The sequence below is a fragment of the Kribbella sp. NPDC058693 genome, from assembly GCF_042715335.1.
GTDB classification, from domain to species: domain Bacteria; phylum Actinomycetota; class Actinomycetes; order Propionibacteriales; family Kribbellaceae; genus Kribbella; species Kribbella jiaozuonensis.
In genome coordinates this window covers 1,518,369-1,536,931 of the sequence record NZ_JBHXSQ010000002.1, presented here as the reverse complement: position 1 = coordinate 1,536,931, position 18,563 = coordinate 1,518,369, and the positions used below count along the sequence as shown (strand labels likewise).

The following is an 18,563-nucleotide window of genomic DNA, read 5'->3' as shown; positions in this document are numbered from 1 at the left end:
TCATAACGTACAGTGTATAGTACGGTGTATGCGAGCCATTCAGATCACCGAGTTCGGTGGACCCGAGGTCCTGAAGATCAGCGAGATCCCGGAGCCGGCCGCCGGCGACGGGCAGGTCCTGATCGCGGTCGACCGCGCGGGCATCAACTACGCAGACACCCACCAGGTGGAGAACAGCTACCTGTCCCGGGCGGAGCTTCCGCTGATCCCGGGCGGCGAGGTGGTCGGCCGCACCCCGGACGGTCGCCGGGTGGTCGCGCTGGTCGGCTCGGGTGGGTATGCCGAGAAGGCGCTCATCCACCCGGCGCGCGCGTGGGACGTGCCGGACGGTGTCACCGACGGGCAGGCGCTTGCGCTGATCGTCCAGGGCACCACGGCGTGGTACATGCTGAAGCACTCCGCACACCTGCAAGCCGGTGAGTCTGTCCTGGTTCACGCGGGCGCCGGTGGCGTCGGCCACCTGTCCATCCAGCTCGCGAAGCTGTGGGGCGCCGGCCGGGTCATTGCGACCGCGTCGTCGGAGGAGAAGCGGCAGCAGACCCTGGAGCTCGGTGCCGACGTGGCCATCGACGGCGAGCCGGAGGGCCTCAAGGACCGCATCCTCGAGGCGAACGGCGGCAAGCCGGTCGACATCGTGCTCGAGATGGTCGGCGGCCCGACGTTCGACGAGTCGTTCGCGGCGCTGGCGCCGTTCGGCCGGCTGATCACGTTCGGCGCGGCGTCCCGGCAGGCCGCCAAGCCGATCGAGCCCGCCCGGCTGATGAAGGGTTCGAAGACGATCGCCGGTTTCTGGCTGGTCGACAGCCTGCGCGACCCGAAGCAGTTCGGTGCGGCGCTGACCGAGCTGTTCGACCTGACCGCGGACGGCAAGCTCCGCCCGATCGTCGGCGGCGAGTACGCGCTGTCCGACGTCGCCACCGCTCACGAAGACATGCGTGCCCGCAGGACTGTGGGCAAGCTCCTGCTCGACCCCACTCGCTAGGAGATCAGATATGACAATTGCAGTTGAGAAGGTTCTGTACGCGGCCCGCGCCACCGCGGACGGCGGCCGCGACGGCAAGGTATCTACCGACGACGGCAAGCTCGCCGTCACGGTCGCGCCGCCGGTCGAGATGGGTGGCAACGGCAACGGCACCAACCCGGAGCAGCTGTTCGCGGCCGGCTACGCGGCCTGCTTCCACAGCGCGCTGAAGCTGGTCGCGCGCAAGGCCCGTCAGGACTCCGACGGCTCGACCGTCACCGCCGAGGTGGGCATCGGCCCGATCAACGGCGGCGCCGGCTACGGCCTGCAGGTCGAGCTCGTGGTCAGCCTGCCGGGTGTCGAGCGCGCGGTCGCCGAGGAGCTCGTCGCCAAGGCGCACGAGGTCTGCCCGTACTCCAACGCCACCCGCGGCAACATCAAGGTCGACCTCAAGGTCGCCTGAGATCAGATTCGCGCGAGGGCCTCTTTGAGGAGGCCCTCGGTCGCGGACACCGGGGCCGCCGAGATCGTCAGGCCCTCCATGATCGCGACGTACTCGTCGACCTCGTCGAGCTTGTCCAGGTACAGCGCGCTGGCCGCGTGCTCGATGTAGACGATGTCGGGCAGATCGCCCTCCGGGAACCGCAGCAGGCTGAACGCGCCACCGGCGCCGGCGTACCCGACGCTGCTGAACGGCATCACCTGCAGCGTGATGTTCGGCTGCTGCGACCACATGATCAGGTGCTCGATCTGCGCCCGCAGTACCTTCTCGCCGCCGACCGGCCGGTGCAGCACCGACTCGTCGATGACCACCCAGAGGCGGGCCGGGTTCGCGCGGGTGAGGATCTGCTGCCGGGTGACCCGGAGCTCGACCCGCTGGTCGACCTCCTGGTGCGGCAGGAACGACGACTTGCCGAGCTGGACCATGGCCCGCGCGTACTCCTCGGTCTGCAGCAGACCGGGGACGAACATCACCTCGTACGTGCGGATCAGCGCCGCGGCGACCTCGAGGCCGACGTAGTTGGTGAACCAGCTGGGCATCACATCGCCGTACCGCGACCACCAGCCGGGGTTGTTCGCGGCCCGGGCCAGCTCCATCAGCCGGAACCGCTCGTCGGTGTCAGCCATCCCGTACAGCTCGAGCAGATCGCTGACATCGCGTTCCTTGAACCCGACCCGGCCGAGCTCCATCCGGCTGACCTTGGACTCCGAGGCCCGGATCTGCCAGCCCGCGTCGGCGCGACTGATCCCGGCGGCTTCACGCATCCGCCGCAACTGCCCACCCAGCATGATCCGCAGAGCGGTCGGCCCACCTTCGCCGCCGCTCACCGACACCTGATCACTCACCCTGACCCACGCCCAGCCACGCACCCATTTCAGCCCGTGATGCTACCGCCTGTCCACGGGTATCGTCCGATCGGCGCTCCGCCGATCGAGATGCGCGGCGTGTTGGGTCAAGTGCTTGACGAGGAAGCGAGCGTCGCGGTCGACGCCCTGGATGCTGGCCGAGGCGATCGCGTACTGGAAATCGAGCCCGAGAAAGTACAGGCCGGGTACGTCGGACGCCACGCCCCGCTCGTGCCGCGGCCGCCCGTCGTCCCCGAAGATCGGCAGGTCGATCCAGCTGTGGTCCGGATCGGAACCGGTGCACCACACCACGTTCATGACATCGTCGAGTACGTCGCCGTCGGCCGTCACCGGCTTGCCGTCGCGGACGCCCTCGATCCGGCTCAGCCGTTCGATGCCGGCCGCATCGAGGTGGTCGAGCTTGTTGCGGGTCAGCGGCAGACCGTTCTTCAGCGCGTTCGCGATCGCCTTGCGTCCCATCGGCGTACGTCGGGTGAGGACGTACTTGAACAGGAACATGACGACCGGCGTGAACACGTGGCCGACGGTCGAGTCGATGTCGACCGGCACCTGCCCGGGGTGCCGTCCGGCGAGCAGCGTGCGATGGGTCTTGACCGCGTCGAGGGCGACATCGGTGCCAGAGTTGGCCGCACCAACGATCAGGACGGTGCCGTCCGCAAGCTGCTCGGGGTTCCGGTACTCCAGCGAGTGCAGTTGCCGGATCGACGGATCGAGCTCATCGGCGAACGACGGCCACCATGGCGTGCTGTGCATACCGGCCGCGACGACGACCTGGTCCGCGCGCCAGTCACCGGCGTTCGTCTCCACCACGAACCCGTCGGCGTCCTGCGACAACCGCGTCACGCGTACGCCGGTCCGAACCGGCAGCTCGTGGTGTACGGCGTACTGCTCGAGGTAGTCGGCCATCTCGTCCCTGTTCGGACAGTCCTTGGTGCCGATGCGCAGCCCGGGCAGACTCGCGTACCGCGGCAGACTGAAGAGCCGCAACGAGTCGTACCGCTCCCGCCAGCAGTCACCCACCCGGTCATTCCCGTCCAGCACGACGAAGTCCTCACCCCGCCGCCGCAGGTAGTAGGCCATCGCCAATCCCGCCTGCCCCGCCCCGACCACCACAGTCCCGACCCTGTCCATAATTCAAAGTAGGTCCGGATTGTGCTGCTGCACATCGTCCGATCACGCCAACTCGGGCGAGCGGCGACTGGTCATTTCTGCCCAGTCAGGCCGTGTTCGTACGCGTAGGCCGTCGCCGCGGCTCTGCTGGAGACGCCGAGCTTCCCGAAGATGTTGCTGACATGCCGAGCCACCGTTCGTTCGCTCAGGAACAGCTGATCGGCGACTGTCCGATTCGTTGCACCCGTCGCCAGCAACCGCAGTACTTCCAGTTCCCGTGCGCTGAGTCTGCTGCCGGCATCCGATTGGTCGGGCATCGTCAGGTCACCGTCGGCGCCGAGGCGTTCGAAGACGGCTCGCGCGCCCTGCAGCTCCATCTGTTCAGCGTCGGTGTCCCCGAGCTGCCGGCAAGCGTCTGCGACCAGCAGCCGCGTGCGGGCGCCTTCGTACGGCATCTCCAGCCGCTGCCACAGCGTCCCGGCCCGCCGCAACAGCGGGATCGCGCCCTGGGGATCGCCGCACGCGACCCGTACCGCACCCTCGGCGTACGCCGCGAGCGCTTGCAGGTACAGCGATTCCGTCCGCGCGAACTCGTTCAACTCGGCCGCCGCCTTGCGTGCGGTCTCGCGGTCGTCGCATTCGATCGCCAACTCGACCCGCGCCGCGAGCAGCAGTGGGCGATTCGGCGAGAGCGAGTCCTCGGCCAACGCACGGTCCAGACCGGCGATCGCAACGTCGTACCTGCCCTGCGCGGCGCGCAGCCGGGCCAGACCAGGCTGGACGTCCATGCCGTCACCGGCCGCGAGCTGATACGCGCGTTCGGCCGTGTCGAAGTTGCCGCGCTGGCGCTCGACCTCGGCCAGGCGGTACCACGCCGATCCGACCGTGCCCGCCGACAGGCGTCGGCACGCGTCCTGCGCTGCGTCGGCGGCCTCAGTCCACGCCCCGCGGAACTGAAGGATCTGGGCACGATGCACCAGGCACGCCCCGCGGTACGGGACCAGGCCTGGCTGCGAGTCGCACCAGCCGGTGAGAGCGCGCGTCCACTCCTGGGCGCGGCGGATGTCGTACATGTCGAGGCAGAGGGCAATCACCGAGCAGTACGCCATGCCGGTGACCTCTGGGCCGATCCGGCCGCCGGTTACGTGGACCATCGCCTCGTCGAGTGCGAGGACGGCCTCGGTGCCGCGACCCAGCATGGCGAGGCAGTTCCCGCGGCCGAGTGCGGCCAGGACGATCGTGTCAGGCTCGCCGGCCCACCGCTGGCTCTGCTCGAACAAGGGGAGCGCGGTGGCTGCGTCGCCGGAGTTCATCGTCAACGCGGCTTCGGCCATCGCGAGCCGCCCGGCGAGCTCGACGTTCCCTTCCGGCACGAGGCGCATGATCCGCGCCTGCCAGCCGGCCGCGCGGGAGAGATCACCGCGCTGCTGCAGATGGAACCCGAGCCAGAACCCGCTCCGGATCGCCCCGTCGATGTCGCCGCTCACGAGGTACGCCTCGACCGCCCGCTCGCGGTACGCCGCGACCTCGTCGTCCTGACCGAGGACGAAGGCGGCGACCGCGAGCCGTTCGAGCTCGGCCGGCGGCAGGGGAGCGCCCTGGTCCGCGGCCGTCAGTTCGGCGTACTCCGCGGGCCAGTCGTGCTGCTCCATCGTCGGCCTCTAGTGCTGCGCCAGGTCCAGCACTGTTGCTGTCGGCAACTTCGCGAGCTCGGTGCCGTCGAGCAACAGCTTCGAGCCGCGGATCCCGCTGCCGATGACCACCATTCCGGCCTTCACGACCGCCTCGTCGACGAGCACCGGCCAGTCCGCGGGCAGTCCGATCGGCGTGATCCCGCCGTACTCCATGCTGGTCGTGCTGACCGCGTCGTGCTGGGCGGCGAACGAGATCTTCCGGACGCCGAGGTGCTTGCGGATCACCCCGTTCACGTCGGCCCGGTCGGTCGCCAGCACGAGCACCGCGGCGTACGACTCCTCGCCGGCCCGCTTGCCGAGCACGATCACGCAGTTCGCCGAGGCGGCCATCGGTACGTCGTACTCCGCGCAGAACGCCGCCGTGTCGGCCAGCTCGGCGTCGATCGCCGCCGCGTACGCCGTCACGTCCGCGAGCCCGTCCCGAACCGGCGCTGCCAGCAGCTCCGGAACCTCCAGCGCGGGCTGCCAGTCGAGCTTGCCCATCACCGGTGCCGTCACTGGTGGGCCTCCGGCAGTTTCACGAGGTCGGCGTACTCCGTGTGCTCCTGGAGGAACTCCTGGTAGAACGGGCAGGCCGGCCTGACCCGGAGTCCGAGTGCCCGCGCGTCGTCGAGGGACTTCGTCGCGATCCGCCCGGCCACGCCGCGGCCGCGGAACTCGGGCAGCGTCTCGGCGTGCACGAACGCGATCACGCCCGGGTGCAGCTTGTAGTCGACGAAGCCCATCAGGGTGCCGTCCGCGTCGTGTGCCTCGTACCGGCTGTTGTCCTTGGCGTCCACGACGTTGATGTCTGTCTCCATGCCGCAACTCTAGTCACCGTGACCGACGGTTTTGACTCGGTCACTCCTGGGGTACCGGCCCGGATGGTCGAAAGGAGCAGTGGATGAGCGAGCACGCGTTGGAGCACGGAAAGGCGATACCGAGTCTCGTACCGGCCAGGATGGACCGGCTGCCGTGGACCCGGTTCCACTGGATGATCGTCGTCGGTCTGGGAGTCTCCTGGATCCTCGACGGCCTCGAGATCCAGCTGGTGTCCCTGGTCGGGAACGTATTGAAAGAGCCCGAGACCCTGCACCTGAGTACGTCGCAGGTCGGCCTGATGGCGTCGGTCTATTTGGGCGGTGAGGTGGTCGGAGCACTGGTCTTCGGCCGGTTGACCGACCGGCTCGGCCGACGCAGCCTGTTCATCGTCACGCTGCTCGTGTACCTGATCGCGTCCGGTCTGGCCGGCCTGTCCTGGGACCTGACCTCGCTGCTGATCTTCCGGTTCATCGCCGGGATGGGTATCGGCGGTGAGTACGCCGCGATCAACTCCGCGATCGACGAGCTGATCCCGTCGCGGTTCCGCGGCCGGGTCGACATCGGCGTGAACGGCACCTACTGGGCCGGCGCGCTGATCGGCTCCGCGGTCGGTCTGGTGTTCCTGAACAAGGACATCGTCCCGATCGAGTGGGGCTGGCGGCTGTGCTTCCTGATCGGCCCGGTGATGGGCCTGTTCATCATCTATCTGCGCCGGCACATCCCGGAGAGCCCGCGCTGGCTGATGACGCACGGGCGGGTCGAGGAGGCCGAGCGCACCGTCGACGACATCGAGGAAACGGTACGGCGCCAGGGCGGCGAACTGCGTACGGTCAGCGACGACGAGGCGATCGAGCTGGTCGACTACCCGCCGGTGACGTACCGCGAGATCGCCCGGGTGATGCTGCGCGACTACCGCAGCCGCTCGTTCCTCGGGTTCTCGATGATGGTGACGCAGGCGTTCCTCTACAACGCGATCTTCTTCACCTACGCGCTGGTGCTGAAGTCGTACTTCGGTCTGAACGACTCGAGCGTCGCGCTGTACTTCTTCCCGTTCGCGATCGGCAACCTGGCCGGACCGCTGCTGCTCGGCCGGCTCTTCGACACGATCGGCCGGCGGAAGATGATCTTCGGCACGTACACGCTTGCCGCGATCGTGCTGTTCATCACCGCGCTGCTGTTCAACTCCGGCGTGTTGAACGCCGCCTCGCTGACCGGGTTGTGGTGCGTGGTGTTCTTCTTCGCCTCGGCCGGCGCGTCATCGGCGTACCTGACCGTGAGCGAGATCTTCCCGATCGAGCTCCGCGGGCAGGCGATCTCGTTCTTCTTCGCGATCTCGCAGCTGACCGGTGGTGTGATCGCGCCGTTCCTGTTCGCGTCGCTGATCGGTTCGGGCGACAACCCGGCGCGCGGGCCGCTGACGGTCGGTTACATCGTCGGCGCGGGTGTGATGCTCGCGGGCGGGATCATCGCCTGGGTGTTCGGCGTCGACGCGGAAGGCAAGTCGCTGGAGAACATCGCCAAGCCGCTGTCGGCGACCGGCGGCGCCACCCGGTTCCAGGGCGCGACGCCGCGGATGCCGCGTACCGAACGCCGCGACCGCGAACCCTAAGATGACCGAGTGGGTTCGCTGCTGATCGCTGGTACGACGTCGGATGCCGGCAAGACGACCGTGGTCACCGGCATCTGCCGTTGGCTGGCGCGGCAGGGCGTGCGGGTCGCGCCGTACAAGGCGCAGAACATGTCGAACAACTCGATGGTCTGCGCCGACGGCACCGAGATCGGCCGGGCGCAGTGGATCCAGGCCGTTGCCGCGGGCGCCGAACCCGAGGCGGCGATGAACCCGGTGCTGCTCAAGCCCGGTAGCGATCGTCGCAGCCACGTCGTACTGATGGGACAGCCGTGGGGCGAGCTGAGCGCGCGGGGGTTCCTGACCGAGCGGGCCGAGCTCGCCAAGGCGGCGTTCGCGGCGTACGACGATCTCGCGTCGAGGTACGACGTGGTGATCAGCGAGGGTGCGGGCAGTCCGACCGAGATCAACCTGCGGCAGTCCGACTACGTGAACATGGGGCTCGCGCAGCACACGCGGGCGCCGGTCGTCGTGGTCGGGGACATCGACCGCGGGGGAGTGTTCGCGTCGATGTTCGGCACGGTGGCTTTGCTCGACGACGCCGATCAGGCGCTGATCAGCGGGTTCCTGGTGAACAAGTTCCGCGGCGACGTGTCGCTGTTGCGGCCGGGGATCGACATGCTCGCCTCGGTCACCGGCCGCCCGACGTACGGGGTCCTGCCGTGGTTGCCTGAGCTGTGGCTGGACTCCGAGGACGCGCTCGACATCCCGGTACGGCGTACCTCGCCGGGCGATCTGCTGACGATCGCGGTGGTGCGTTTCCCGCGGATCAGCAACTTCACAGACCTCGACGCGCTCGCGGTCGAGCCGACCAACAGCGTCTTCTTCACCACCAGCCCGGCCGAGGTCCGCGACGCCGATCTGGTCGTGCTTCCCGGCTCCCGCGCGACCGTCGCCGACTTGGCTTGGCTTCGTAGCCAGGGCCTGGCCGACGCGATCACTGCGCGCGTCAGTGAGGGCCGTCCGGTTCTGGGGATCTGCGGTGGGTACCAGATCCTCGGATCGTCCGTCTCCGATCCGTACGGAGTCGAGTCGGGCGGCGATCATCCCGGGCTGAGTTTGTTGCCGGTTGCAACGGTGTTTTCGCGCGAGAAGACGTTGGCGCGGCCGACGGCGACGGCGTACGAGATCCACCACGGGGTTGTCGAGGTGACAGGCGACGCGGAGGAGTTTCCGGGTGGTTGTCGGCGCGGCAACACCTGGGGCACGATCTGGCACGGGCTGCTCGACGACGACGCCGCGCGCCATGCTTTCCTCACCGAGGTCGCCGAGCTGACCGGCAAGCCCGCGCCCGACGGCTCGGTCTCGTTCGCCGGCCTCCGCGCGGAGCGGCTGGACCGGCTCGCCGACATGATCGAGGAGTACGCCGACACCGCCGCGCTGATGCGGTTGATCGAGAACGGCGCCCCGCCCGCACCCTTCGTCCCCCCAGGAGCCCCGTGAAGACCGACCTGCAGGACTACCTCCAGGGCACCCGCGCGTTGATGCTCGCCAAGCTCGAGGGGCTCAGCGAGTACGACCGCCGCCGCCCGCTGGTCCCGTCCGGCACCAACCTGCTCGGGCTGGTGAAGCACCTGGTCGGTATCGAGTACGTCTACCTCGGGACCAGCGTGGGCCGGCCGCCGGCCGAACAGCTGCCCTGGGAAGCGGACGGCTCCGTCTGGGAAGGCGCCGACATGTGGGCCAAGCCGGACGAGTCGACGGAGTACCTCACCGGCCTCTACCGCGAGGCCTGCGCCCACAGCGACCGCTCGATCGCCGACCTCGACCTGGACCACCCGGCCGAGGTCCCGCACTGGCCCGAGGGCAACCGCAGTACGTCGTTCGGCGCGCTACTCGTCCGCGTTGTCGACGAAACCGCCCACCACGCCGGCCACGCCGACATCATCCGCGAACTCATCGACGGCCAAGGCGGCAAAGACGCCAACCTGCTCGACAAGACCGGCTGGACGGAGTACTACGCGACCATCCAGCGAGCCGCGGAGACGTTCCTGGATGGATGACTTCGAGCGTCTTCGCGGGCGGCTGTTCGGGATTGCGTATCGGATGACCGGTACGGCGACCGACGCCGAGGAGATCCTGCAGGACGCCTGGCTGCGCTGGCAGGACGCCGACCGTACGTCGGTGCGGGACCCGGACGCGTATCTCGCGAAGACCGTCACCAACCTGTCCATCAAGCAGCTCACGTCCGCTCGGGCTCGGCGCGAGCTGTACGTGGGGGAGTGGTTGCCGGAGCCGGTCCTGACCGGGCGGTTCGACGCACTCGAGGTGGTGGCCGAGCGCGACTCGGTGTCGTTCGCACTGCTGCTCTTGCTGGAACGGCTGACGCCGGCTGAGCGTGCGGCGTACGTCCTGCACGAGGCGTTCGGCTACAGCCATCGCGAGGTGGCCGAGCTGATCGGTACGACGGATGCGAACGCCCGGCAGCTGCTGTCCCGCGCTCGCAAGCGAGTGGCGACCGAGCGTCGGCACCCGGTCGACCGGGCACGCTGGCGGGAACTTGTCGACCGATTCCTGGCCGCGGCTCAGTCGGGCGAGATCGAACAGCTCGAACGCCTCCTGGCCGAGGACGTCGTCTCCACCGCGGACGGCGGCGGCAAGGTGATCGCTGCCCGGAACCCGGTCGTCGGCCGGACCATGGTTGCGCGGTACCTGATCGGGACGCTGCAGAAGTTCGGCGCGGGTTTCGTCCTCCGCTTCGCCGAAGCGAACGGCGAGCCGGCACTGGTCGCCGAGGGCCCAGACGGGCTGATGGCGGTGTGCTTCCTCGAGGCTGGCCCGCACGGCGTGACCGACCTCCGCTTCGTGCTGAACCCGGACAAGCTCGCCTTCGCCGCCGCCCAGGTGTCACACATCGGAGGGCTGTCAGATCTGAGCTGGTGAACTGAAAGGACACCACATGAGCTCAATCCTCGTCACCGGCGGGACCGGCACACTCGGCCGGCCTACCGTGACCCGGCTCCGCGCCCTCGACAACGAGGTCCGCGTGCTCAGCCGCAACCCCGGCCCGGACCACGTCGTCGCCGATCTGACGTCGGGTGAAGGTCTTGCCGCGTTCGAGGGATCGGATGTGATCGTGCACCTGGCCACCAGCGAGGGGCGCCATGACGTCCAGCAGACCCGCAACCTGCTCGCGGCGGCACCAGGCGTGAAGCATCTCCTGGTGATGTCGATCGCGGGGATCGATCGCATCCCGATGCCGTACTACCGCTACAAACTGGAGGCCGAGCGCCTGGTGGCCGAGTCCGGCGTGCCGTACACGATCCTGCGCGCGACCCAGTTCCACAACCTGATCGACCGCGTCCTGGGAGCCCAACGATTCCTACCTGCGGTGCTTGCCCCGGCGATCTCTTTGCAGCCGATCGCCGTCGAGGACGTCGCCGTACGCCTTGCGGAATTGGTTGCCGGGCCGCCGGTCAACGGACGGGCTCCAGATATCGGCGGGCCCGAACGGCTGCCGGTGGTCGAGCTGGCGCGGCGGTGGAAGCAGGCTCGTGCGGTGCGTCGTCCGGTTGTGCCGTTGCGGCTGCCGGGCAAGGCGTTCCGTGCCTTCGCGGCCGGCGCGGCGATGGTCGACGGGCCTGAGTACGGTCGCATCACGTTTGCGGAGTACCTGCGATGAGGACCTATGTGCGCACGGTCCTGTGGATTCTTGCCGTCATGGAACTGGTCCTCGGGCTCTGGCTGACGATCGTGCCGAAGACGTTCTACGACCACGTGCCGACGGTGAACTGGACGCCGCCGTACAGCGATCACCTCTTCCACGACTTCGGTGGCGCGAGTCTCGGACTCGGCATCGTGCTGACCGCGGCCGCGATCCGGCTCGACCGGTTCTGGACCGTGATCGCCTTGGTCGCCTACCTCGCGTACGCCGGGCCGCACCTGGTCTTCCACCTCGGCCACCTGGAGGGCGACGAGCACGCATTGTCGATCGGGCTGGCGGTGATCCTCACGCTCATGGCGGTCCTGCCGATCACCGCTTTGGCGGGGACGCGCAAGTTGACTTGACGACTGTGACAGTGTGACTGTCACAATGGCGGGCATGGGTCCACTCGAGGGCGTGAAGGTGGTCGAGCTGGCCGGGATCGGGCCGGCGCCGTTCGCGTGCATGATGCTGGCGGAGCTCGGCGCCGACGTACTGCGCATCGATCGCCCGGGTGGCAGCCTGTCGCTCGGTCCGCCGGAGCTCGACCTGCTGAACCGCGGTCGCCGGAGCGCGGCGCTCGATCTGAAGCAGCCGGCCGCGGTGGACGTCGTACGGCGGCTTGTCGCGCGGGCCGACGTACTCGTCGAAGGCTTTCGGCCCGGCGTTGCCGAGCGGCTCGGGCTCGGGCCGGAGGAATGTCACGCGATCAACCCGCGGCTGGTGTACGCGCGGATGACCGGCTGGGGTCAGGACGGTCCGCTCGCGCAGACGGCCGGGCACGACATCGACTACCTCGGGTTATCGGGTGCCCTGCACCTGATCGGCCGGGTCGGCGGACCGCCGCAGGTGCCCGCCAACCTGCTCGGCGACTTCGCGGGCGGATCGCTGTACCTCGTGATCGGCGTACTCGCGGCTCTGCACAGTGGGCAAGGACAGGTCGTCGACGCCGCGATCGTCGACGGGTCGGCGCATCTGACCACGATGCTGCTCGGTGCGCTCGCGGCCGGATCATGGCGGCAGGAGCGCGGGACGAACCTGCTCGACACCGGTGCGCCGTTCTACGACGTGTACGAAACGGCTGACGGGAAGCATGTCTCGGTCGGTGCGCTCGAGCCGCAGTTCTATGCGGAGCTGATCGAGAAGCTGGGGATCGACGCGCCCGATCGCAACGATCCGTCGAACTGGCCCGCCCTTCGCAAGCTCCTCGCCGAGACCTTCCGGCAACGGACCCAGGCGGAATGGACGGCCGTGTTCGACGGCTCCGATGCCTGCGTCGCACCTGTCCTGCCGCTCGGCGCCGACCACCCGCATCTCGTTGCCCGAGGCACCTTTGTCGACCACCACGGCGTCCGGCAGCCTGCTCCCGCGCCGCGGTTCGACCGTACGCCGACCAGCCTGGGCCGACCGCCGGCGCGTCCGGGAGAGCACACCCGCGAGGCCCTGGCCGACTGGGGCATCACCGACATCGACGAGCTGCTCGGCTCCGGTGCCGCCGTACAGAACTGAGAGGAAACCGCCCGTGGAACGTCAGCTCTTCGACGCCGATCACGATGCCTTCCGGGAGAGCGTTCGCGCGTTCTGCGAGAAGGAGATCGTCCCGCACCACGACAGCTGGGAGGAGGCCGGGATCGTGCCGCGGGAGCTGTGGACGGCGGCTGGTGACGCGGGGCTTCTCGGATTCATGATGCCGGAGGAGTACGGCGGGGGTGGGGCGCGGGACTTCCGGTTCAACGCCGTGCTGATCGAGGAGCTGACCCGGGTCCGTGCGAGCGGGGTCGGATTCACGATCCACACCGACATCAATTCGGCGTACCTGCTGGACTATGCGACGCCCGAGCAGAAGGCGCGGTGGCTGCCCGCGTTCTGCGCGGGGGAGACGATCAGCGCGATCGCGATGACCGAGCCCGGCGCGGGGAGTGATCTGCAAGGAATCCAGACGACTGCGCGCCGCGACGGCGATCATTATGTGCTGAACGGGCAGAAGACGTTCATCTCGAACGGGATTCTCGCCGATCTGGTGATTGTAGTCGCGAAGACTGATCCGGAGGCGGGTGCGCAAGGGATCTCGCTGATCGTGGTCGAGCGCGGTATGCCGGGGTTCGAGCGGGGGCGGAATCTGGACAAGATCGGACTCAAGGCGCAGGACACCGCGGAAATGTTCTTCGACGACGTACGGGTGCCGGTGGAGAATTTGCTCGGCGAGGAGGGCAAGGGCTTCATCTACCTGATGGAGAAGCTGCCGCAGGAACGCCTGACGATTGCCGTGGTCGCGGCCGCAGCCTGCGAGAACATGCTCGAGGACACCCTGCGCTACGTGAAGGACCGCAAGGCGTTCGGCCGCCCGATCGGCTCCTTCCAGAACAGCCGCTTCGTCCTCGCCGAACTCGCCACCGAGACCCAGATCGCCCGCGTCTTCGTCGACCGCTGCATCCAGGAACTGAACGCCGGCGCCCTCACCGTCGCCGAAGCCGCCATGGCCAAATGGTGGACCACCGAACTCCAGAAGAAGGTCGTCGACCGCTGCCTCCAACTCCACGGCGGCTACGGCTTCATGACCGAGTACCCCATCGCCAAAGCCTACCTAGACACCCGAATCCAAACCATCTACGGCGGCACCACCGAAATAATGAAAGAAATAATCGGCCGCACGCTGGGCATCTAAAGAAGAAAAGAAGACAATAGAAAGAAAGGAAAGAAAAAGAAAGAAAGGAAAGAAAAAGAAAGGAAAGAAAAAGAAAGAAGAGAAGAGATGTATTTAGTTGGATGCGTGGCTGAGTTCGCCTCGTTGCCGCCGGTCAGATAGTGGACGCGGACAGGGTGGCGGGTGAGGCGAGCGCGTTCGCGTAACGCGACCGGGTTGCGTTCGAATTGACCTGAGAGCGACGGGCGTATGGATAGCGTGGTGACCTGCCGGAGAGGTAGCGGCAGGTCACCAGGTGCGAGCTGCCGTACCAACCCCTCCCGAGCGGTGCGGCACACCTGGCGTCGGGGTCTGGGAACGCCTGTTCAGGCTGACTCAGCGTAACGGTCGGATGGGCGGAGATCCAGAGCTACTCGTGCTCGGTCGATCCTGACGGGGGCAGCGTGAGCCGGCCCTGGACGACGTCGTCGGCGACCTCGGTCAGGCGGCGGTTGTTGGCGCGGGCGTAGCGTCGCAGTACCGCGAACGCCTCGTCGACGTCGACCGAGAGGCTGTGGGTGAGGAATCCCTTGGCCTGCTCGATCAGGACGCGGCTGTTGAGGGCCATCTGCAACTGCTCGGTGACGAGCTCCTGGCGGGCCAGGGTGCGCTGGTGCACGATGCCGATCGTGGCTGCGTCGGCCAGCGCCTGCCCGAGCGTGATGGTGTCCGTGCTCAGGGTCCCGGTCGACGTACTGAGCAGGTTGACCGCACCCAGCACGTTGTCCCGCAGCCGCATCGGCAGCGCCTGGACCGACCGGTAGCCGGCCTCGACGGTCGTTGCCGTGAACCGCGGCCACCGGGCCCGGGCGGTCTCGTCCCACAGGTCGGCGCACTGGACCGGACGTCCGCTGGTGAAAGCGTCCAGGCATGGTCCTTCGAGTGTTTGCAGCTGGGCTAGCTCGACCAGACGCGCCTCCTCGCTCGAGGCCGCGACGAGATTCAGTACGCCGTGGTGGTCGGCGAGCACGATGCCACAGGCCGAAACTCCCAGTAGCTCGCTGCAGCGCATCGCGAGCCGGTCCAGGAACTCGATGATGTCGAAGTCGTCGACGAGAGTGTCCGACAGCTCGATGAACACTTCCCGCACTCTGCGGTCAATTGCGGTCATCAGTCCTCCTCCTGTTCCTTCTCGACATGGTCGGGGCCAATCTCCTTCGGATCGTGCGGTGCTGTTGGTGGAGAGGCGTCGTGGTCGTTTGCCAGGTGGAGACGACCGGCCATCACGTCGACGGCGACCTCGCGGAGCGACCGACCACTGCTGTAACTGTGTGCTCGCAAGAGCGCCAAGGCGTCGACGACGCTGATGCGTTGCTGCGCCGCGAGGCGCCCCGCGGCTTGGTGTACTTCGGCACGCCGGGCCACGAACGCCGCCTCGACCACGCTGTCCAGGTCGGTATTGAGACCGCGACGATGATCCAGGGCGAGAACGAACACCGTATCGGCGAACATCAATGCGTCCTGCAGCTGATCCGGCCGGAGCGGTCCGGCCTGCCGCCGGTACACACTCAGTACGCCCAACCTGGCGGCGCCGGCAGCGACCGGGAAGGCGAATGCGCCCTGCACGCCCCGGCCGTCGACGGCTGCCGTGAACACCGGCCACCGCCGCCCGGCCTCGGGCCCACTCAGATCTGATCCCAGCACCGGGGCGCCGGTAGCCATCGCCTCCGTGCTAGGCCCTTCGCCCAACGCGAACTGCAACTCGTCCAGCTCACCGATCTCGGGATCGGTTGCCAGCAACGGCTCCAGCAGGCCGCCGTTCCGCGTCAACGCGAGCCCGGCTCCGGAGGCCGACAACGCCCGGGCGCAAGCCGTCACCGCATGTAACAACGAAGGGGCGGTGCCATCGCCGTCGGCAACGGCTTTGATCGCCCCCCACACCCTGGCACCGCGGTCGTGATCCACCCATTCCGTCCAGATTTCAACCGCCTCCGGGCGGATGCTCCACCCTAGCGGCCGGATCCCCGAAATGCTGTTCATCGCGACGCGTGCCACCAACGTCCGTCACCACGGACCTCGCGGCCGACGGAGTCCGTCTGTTACCCAGTCCCGCGATTTCTACTCCTCGGCCGCCGGCTGCTCGTTCGGCGGCACCTCCACCTCGGACTCCGGCGACGTCGGTTCGTCGGGTCGTCTGCGCACGGTCGTCTCCCGCGCCACAACCGTGCGTACGCCGTACCACCACTCACTCATCAGGGCCCCTCCCGGACGTGTCGGCGGTGCGCGAAGCTACCGAGGTCCGGGGTAGCACCAGACCCGTCATTCTAGTCCCGGCGGCCTGCTCGGTGCCCTCCCTCGCGCGGGTCGTTCTGGCGTGATTGACTGCCTTCAAGCATCGAGGGAGGTCGCCATGGGCATCGTTTCTCCGGGGTTCACCGGTCGGCGGCGGGGCGGGACGGAGCTTCCGCCCGGGCAGTACCTGACCCGGGATTTCCCGGTCCTGTCGGCCGGGCCGACACCGCATGTGCTGACGGAGCACTGGGAGTTCACCGTCACCAGCGAGACGGGCGAGAAGTACAAGTGGGACTGGGCCGCGCTGATGGCGTTGCCGGCCGAGGAGATCACCAAGGACATCCACTGCGTGACCCGGTGGTCGAAGCTGCAGACGACCTGGAAGGGCGTCTCGCTCGACACACTGCTCGCGGACGTCGAGACCGGCGCGGACTACGCGATGGCGCACAGCTACGGCGGCTACACGACGAACCTGCCGATGGACGACCTGCTCGACGGGCAGTCCTGGATCGCCTACGAGTTCGACGGCGAGCCGCTGGACCCCGAGCACGGCGGACCGGCGCGGCTGCTCGTCCCACACCTGTACTTCTGGAAGAGCGCCAAGTGGGTCCGCGGCCTGGTGCTGTCCGACACCGAGGACCTCGGCTTCTGGGAGACGGCCGGCTACCACGAGTACGGAGACCCATGGAAAGAACAGCGATACGCCGGCGACTGACCTGGCAGGTCGGCACCGTCACCGACGTACGGCGTGAGACCGAGACGGCGCGGACGATCGCCCTCGAGGTACCGGACTGGCCGGGGCATGTCGCCGGCCAGCACCTCGACGTACGGCTGACAGCGGACGACGGGTACCGGGCCTCGCGCTCGTACTCGATCGCGTCGGCCTGGTCCAAGTCGCAGCCCTCGACGATCGAGCTGACCGTCGAGCAGGTGCCGGACGGCGAGGTGTCGCCGTACCTGGTCGACGTACTCAAGGTCGGCGATCCGCTGGAGATCCGCGGACCGGTCGGCGGCTGGTTCGTCTGGAAGCCGGAGCAGGACGGGCCGGTCCAGCTGATCGGCGGCGGATCGGGAGTCGTGCCGTTGCGGGCGATGCTGCGCGCGCACGCCGAGGCAGGGAGTACGACGCCGGTCCGGTTGCTGTACTCCGTACGGCGTCCGGAATCCGTGATCTATGTGAGCGATCTGAAGGACCTGGCCGCGTCGGACGATGTCGACGTGCACCTGGTGTACACGAGGGACGCGCCGGCGGGGGAGCCACGGGTCGGGCGGATCGATGCCGACGTGATCTCGAAGTACGCGCTCAAGCCGGAGGACGGCGGGACGACGTACGTGTGCGGGCCGACGCCGTTCGTGGAGACGGTGGCGAATCTGCTGGTCGCGGCCGGACATGACCCGGCTCGCGTGAGAACTGAACGTTTCGGACCGACTGGAGGCCCGCGATGAGTGAGACCTATTTGGACGGCAACGCGGCGGCCGGATCCCTGAGCGAACTGTTCGCCGTCGACCTGACCGCGGCCATCGCGCAGTGCAACGGCTGCGGCCACACCAGCGTCTTCGCGGAGGCCCGCTTGTACGTCGACGCGCCCGGGATGATCGCCCGCTGCCCCGGCTGCGAGTCCGTGCTGCTCCGCGTCGTGACAACCCCGAACGACACCTACCTCGACCTCCGGGGCCTGACCTACCTGCGGGTCCCGAACTCCTAACGCGGCTTGTTCTGGGTACGCCGGATCGTGTCGCGCTGGGTCTCGCCGACGGCTCGTTCGTAGGCGAGCACGAGGCCCTGAATGGTGACCGGCTTGAACCGCTCGACCAGGTGCTGGATGTGCTCGGGCGGGCCGCCGGAGTCGCGGTAGTGCGGCCAGACCTTGGTCCGGAAGACCTCGGTCAGCTCCTCGGCGAGTGCGCGGCCGTGCTCGGTGAAGATCCGGCCGGCGTCCAGGACCGCCTCGACCGGGAGGTCCAGGTCGAGCAGTTCGACGCCGAGGCTGAGGTGTGCGGTCGCGACCTGGAACACGTCCTCGTCAGGCGTCGGCTCGACCACACCGAGCGCGACCAGCATCTCGATGTCGTCGTCGGTGAGCTCCCGGCCGGTACGACGTACCAGCGCGGCGCGGTCGAGCGTTTCCGGGAGGTCGCGCATCCACGGCGTCAGCAGCGTGCGGTGCAGCGCGATGTCCTGCGGGGTCGCGTCGACCGGGATGCGATCCAGGTACCCCTCGATCGCCTGCAGCGTGAACCCGTGGGCCTGGAGCTCGCGGACCAGGTCGAGGCGCGCGATGTGTTCGGGACCGTAGTACCCGACGCGACCACGTCTGATCGGTGGCGGGATCAGGCCTCGACCCGCATAGAAACGCAAAGTGCGCACAGTCATTCCGACGCGCGCCGACAGTTCATCCACTGTCAGGGTGGCGTCGTCCCCCGAGACATCCGACATGGCGGAG

General features: G+C 68.1%; 22 protein-coding genes. 13 read left to right on the top strand and 9 right to left on the bottom strand.

Going from position 1 to position 18,563, the window contains the following annotated elements; genetic code table 11:
- Window positions 1-28 precede the first annotated feature (28 nt).
- Both ACFWUU_RS16965 and ACFWUU_RS16960 read left to right on the top strand, forming a co-directional pair.
- On the top strand, window positions 29-982 hold the full coding sequence (locus ACFWUU_RS16965) for a zinc-binding alcohol dehydrogenase family protein (RefSeq protein ID WP_380176603.1): 954 nt from the start codon (window positions 29-31) through the stop codon (window positions 980-982).
- Between the two features lie 10 nt (window positions 983-992).
- Window positions 993-1,424: an organic hydroperoxide resistance protein gene (locus tag ACFWUU_RS16960; protein WP_380176601.1), complete on the top strand. Its 432-nt coding sequence runs from the start codon at window positions 993-995 to the stop codon at window positions 1,422-1,424.
- Between the two features lie 2 nt (window positions 1,425-1,426).
- Here ACFWUU_RS16960 and ACFWUU_RS16955 read toward each other — a convergent pair whose 3' ends face one another.
- The 5 genes from ACFWUU_RS16955 to ACFWUU_RS16935 form a co-directional block, all read right to left on the bottom strand.
- Window positions 1,427-2,251: a helix-turn-helix domain-containing protein gene (locus tag ACFWUU_RS16955; RefSeq protein WP_380176865.1), complete on the bottom strand. Its 825-nt coding sequence runs from the start codon at window positions 2,249-2,251 to the stop codon at window positions 1,427-1,429.
- A gap of 99 nt (window positions 2,252-2,350) precedes the next feature.
- Window positions 2,351-3,460: a flavin-containing monooxygenase gene (locus tag ACFWUU_RS16950; RefSeq protein ID WP_380176599.1), complete on the bottom strand. Its 1,110-nt coding sequence runs from the start codon at window positions 3,458-3,460 to the stop codon at window positions 2,351-2,353.
- A 71-nt stretch (window positions 3,461-3,531) separates the two neighbouring features.
- Window positions 3,532-5,091 carry a LuxR C-terminal-related transcriptional regulator gene (locus tag ACFWUU_RS16945; RefSeq protein WP_380176597.1) on the bottom strand — a complete coding sequence of 520 codons (1,560 nt, stop codon included), beginning with the start codon at window positions 5,089-5,091 and terminating at the stop codon, window positions 3,532-3,534.
- A 9-nt stretch (window positions 5,092-5,100) separates the two neighbouring features.
- Window positions 5,101-5,631, bottom strand: coding sequence for a YbaK/EbsC family protein (locus ACFWUU_RS16940; protein WP_137254875.1), 531 nt, complete (start codon window positions 5,629-5,631; stop codon window positions 5,101-5,103).
- Entirely contained in the window at window positions 5,628-5,933 is a 306-nt protein-coding gene (locus tag ACFWUU_RS16935) for a GNAT family N-acetyltransferase (protein WP_380176595.1), read from the bottom strand. The genes ACFWUU_RS16940 and ACFWUU_RS16935 overlap by 4 nt, the downstream gene beginning before the upstream one ends.
- A gap of 83 nt (window positions 5,934-6,016) precedes the next feature.
- Here ACFWUU_RS16935 and ACFWUU_RS16930 point away from each other — a divergent pair, with 83 nt between their 5' ends.
- The 8 genes from ACFWUU_RS16930 to ACFWUU_RS16895 are packed head-to-tail and all read left to right on the top strand — an operon-like array spanning window position 6,017 to window position 13,869.
- Window positions 6,017-7,543, top strand: coding sequence for an MFS transporter (locus ACFWUU_RS16930; RefSeq protein ID WP_137254877.1), 1,527 nt, complete (start codon window positions 6,017-6,019; stop codon window positions 7,541-7,543).
- Window positions 7,544-7,552: 9 nt separating this feature from the next.
- Window positions 7,553-9,004, top strand: a complete 1,452-nt coding sequence (locus tag ACFWUU_RS16925) for a cobyric acid synthase (RefSeq protein WP_380176593.1) — start codon at window positions 7,553-7,555, stop codon at window positions 9,002-9,004.
- On the top strand, window positions 9,001-9,564 hold the full coding sequence (locus tag ACFWUU_RS16920; protein ID WP_380176591.1) for a DinB family protein: 564 nt from the start codon (window positions 9,001-9,003) through the stop codon (window positions 9,562-9,564). Before ACFWUU_RS16925 ends, ACFWUU_RS16920 begins: the two co-directional genes overlap by 4 nt.
- Entirely contained in the window at window positions 9,557-10,444 is an 888-nt protein-coding gene (locus tag ACFWUU_RS16915) for an RNA polymerase sigma-70 factor (RefSeq protein WP_380176589.1), read from the top strand. The genes ACFWUU_RS16920 and ACFWUU_RS16915 overlap by 8 nt, the downstream gene beginning before the upstream one ends.
- A gap of 16 nt (window positions 10,445-10,460) precedes the next feature.
- A complete protein-coding gene (locus tag ACFWUU_RS16910) occupies window positions 10,461-11,183 on the top strand; it encodes an SDR family oxidoreductase (protein ID WP_380176587.1) in 723 nt (240 codons plus the stop codon).
- Window positions 11,180-11,569, top strand: coding sequence for a hypothetical protein (locus ACFWUU_RS16905; RefSeq protein WP_380176585.1), 390 nt, complete (start codon window positions 11,180-11,182; stop codon window positions 11,567-11,569). Before ACFWUU_RS16910 ends, ACFWUU_RS16905 begins: the two co-directional genes overlap by 4 nt.
- Window positions 11,570-11,603: 34 nt before the next feature.
- Entirely contained in the window at window positions 11,604-12,713 is a 1,110-nt protein-coding gene (locus ACFWUU_RS16900) for a CaiB/BaiF CoA transferase family protein (protein ID WP_380176583.1), read from the top strand.
- A 13-nt stretch (window positions 12,714-12,726) separates the two neighbouring features.
- A complete protein-coding gene (locus ACFWUU_RS16895) occupies window positions 12,727-13,869 on the top strand; it encodes an acyl-CoA dehydrogenase family protein (RefSeq protein ID WP_380176580.1) in 1,143 nt (380 codons plus the stop codon).
- 388 nt (window positions 13,870-14,257) lie between these two features.
- Here the strand turns inward: ACFWUU_RS16895 and ACFWUU_RS16890 are convergent, their stop codons facing one another.
- The 3 genes from ACFWUU_RS16890 to ACFWUU_RS16880 form a co-directional block, all read right to left on the bottom strand.
- Complete coding sequence (locus ACFWUU_RS16890; protein ID WP_380176577.1) at window positions 14,258-14,998, bottom strand: ANTAR domain-containing protein; 741 nt, start codon at window positions 14,996-14,998, stop codon at window positions 14,258-14,260.
- Window positions 14,998-15,705 (bottom strand): GAF and ANTAR domain-containing protein, encoded by a 708-nt coding sequence (locus ACFWUU_RS16885; RefSeq protein WP_380176575.1) that lies wholly within the window; start codon window positions 15,703-15,705, stop codon window positions 14,998-15,000. The genes ACFWUU_RS16890 and ACFWUU_RS16885 overlap by 1 nt, the downstream gene beginning before the upstream one ends.
- Before the next feature lie 240 nt (window positions 15,706-15,945).
- On the bottom strand, window positions 15,946-16,080 hold the full coding sequence (locus ACFWUU_RS16880) for a hypothetical protein (protein ID WP_380176573.1): 135 nt from the start codon (window positions 16,078-16,080) through the stop codon (window positions 15,946-15,948).
- Window positions 16,081-16,237: 157 nt separating this feature from the next.
- Between ACFWUU_RS16880 and ACFWUU_RS16875 the strand changes: the two genes are divergently transcribed.
- The 3 genes from ACFWUU_RS16875 to ACFWUU_RS16865 are packed head-to-tail and all read left to right on the top strand — an operon-like array spanning window position 16,238 to window position 17,825.
- On the top strand, window positions 16,238-16,834 hold the full coding sequence (locus tag ACFWUU_RS16875; protein ID WP_137254887.1) for a sulfite oxidase-like oxidoreductase: 597 nt from the start codon (window positions 16,238-16,240) through the stop codon (window positions 16,832-16,834).
- Window positions 16,804-17,565, top strand: coding sequence for a ferredoxin reductase (locus ACFWUU_RS16870; RefSeq protein ID WP_380176571.1), 762 nt, complete (start codon window positions 16,804-16,806; stop codon window positions 17,563-17,565). Before ACFWUU_RS16875 ends, ACFWUU_RS16870 begins: the two co-directional genes overlap by 31 nt.
- Entirely contained in the window at window positions 17,562-17,825 is a 264-nt protein-coding gene (locus tag ACFWUU_RS16865; protein WP_137254889.1) for a DUF6510 family protein, read from the top strand. Before ACFWUU_RS16870 ends, ACFWUU_RS16865 begins: the two co-directional genes overlap by 4 nt.
- Here ACFWUU_RS16865 and ACFWUU_RS16860 read toward each other — a convergent pair.
- A complete protein-coding gene (locus ACFWUU_RS16860; protein WP_233714757.1) occupies window positions 17,822-18,556 on the bottom strand; it encodes a MerR family transcriptional regulator in 735 nt (244 codons plus the stop codon). The two genes, ACFWUU_RS16865 and ACFWUU_RS16860, sit on opposite strands and share 4 nt — an antisense overlap.
- Window positions 18,557-18,563 lie beyond the last annotated feature (7 nt).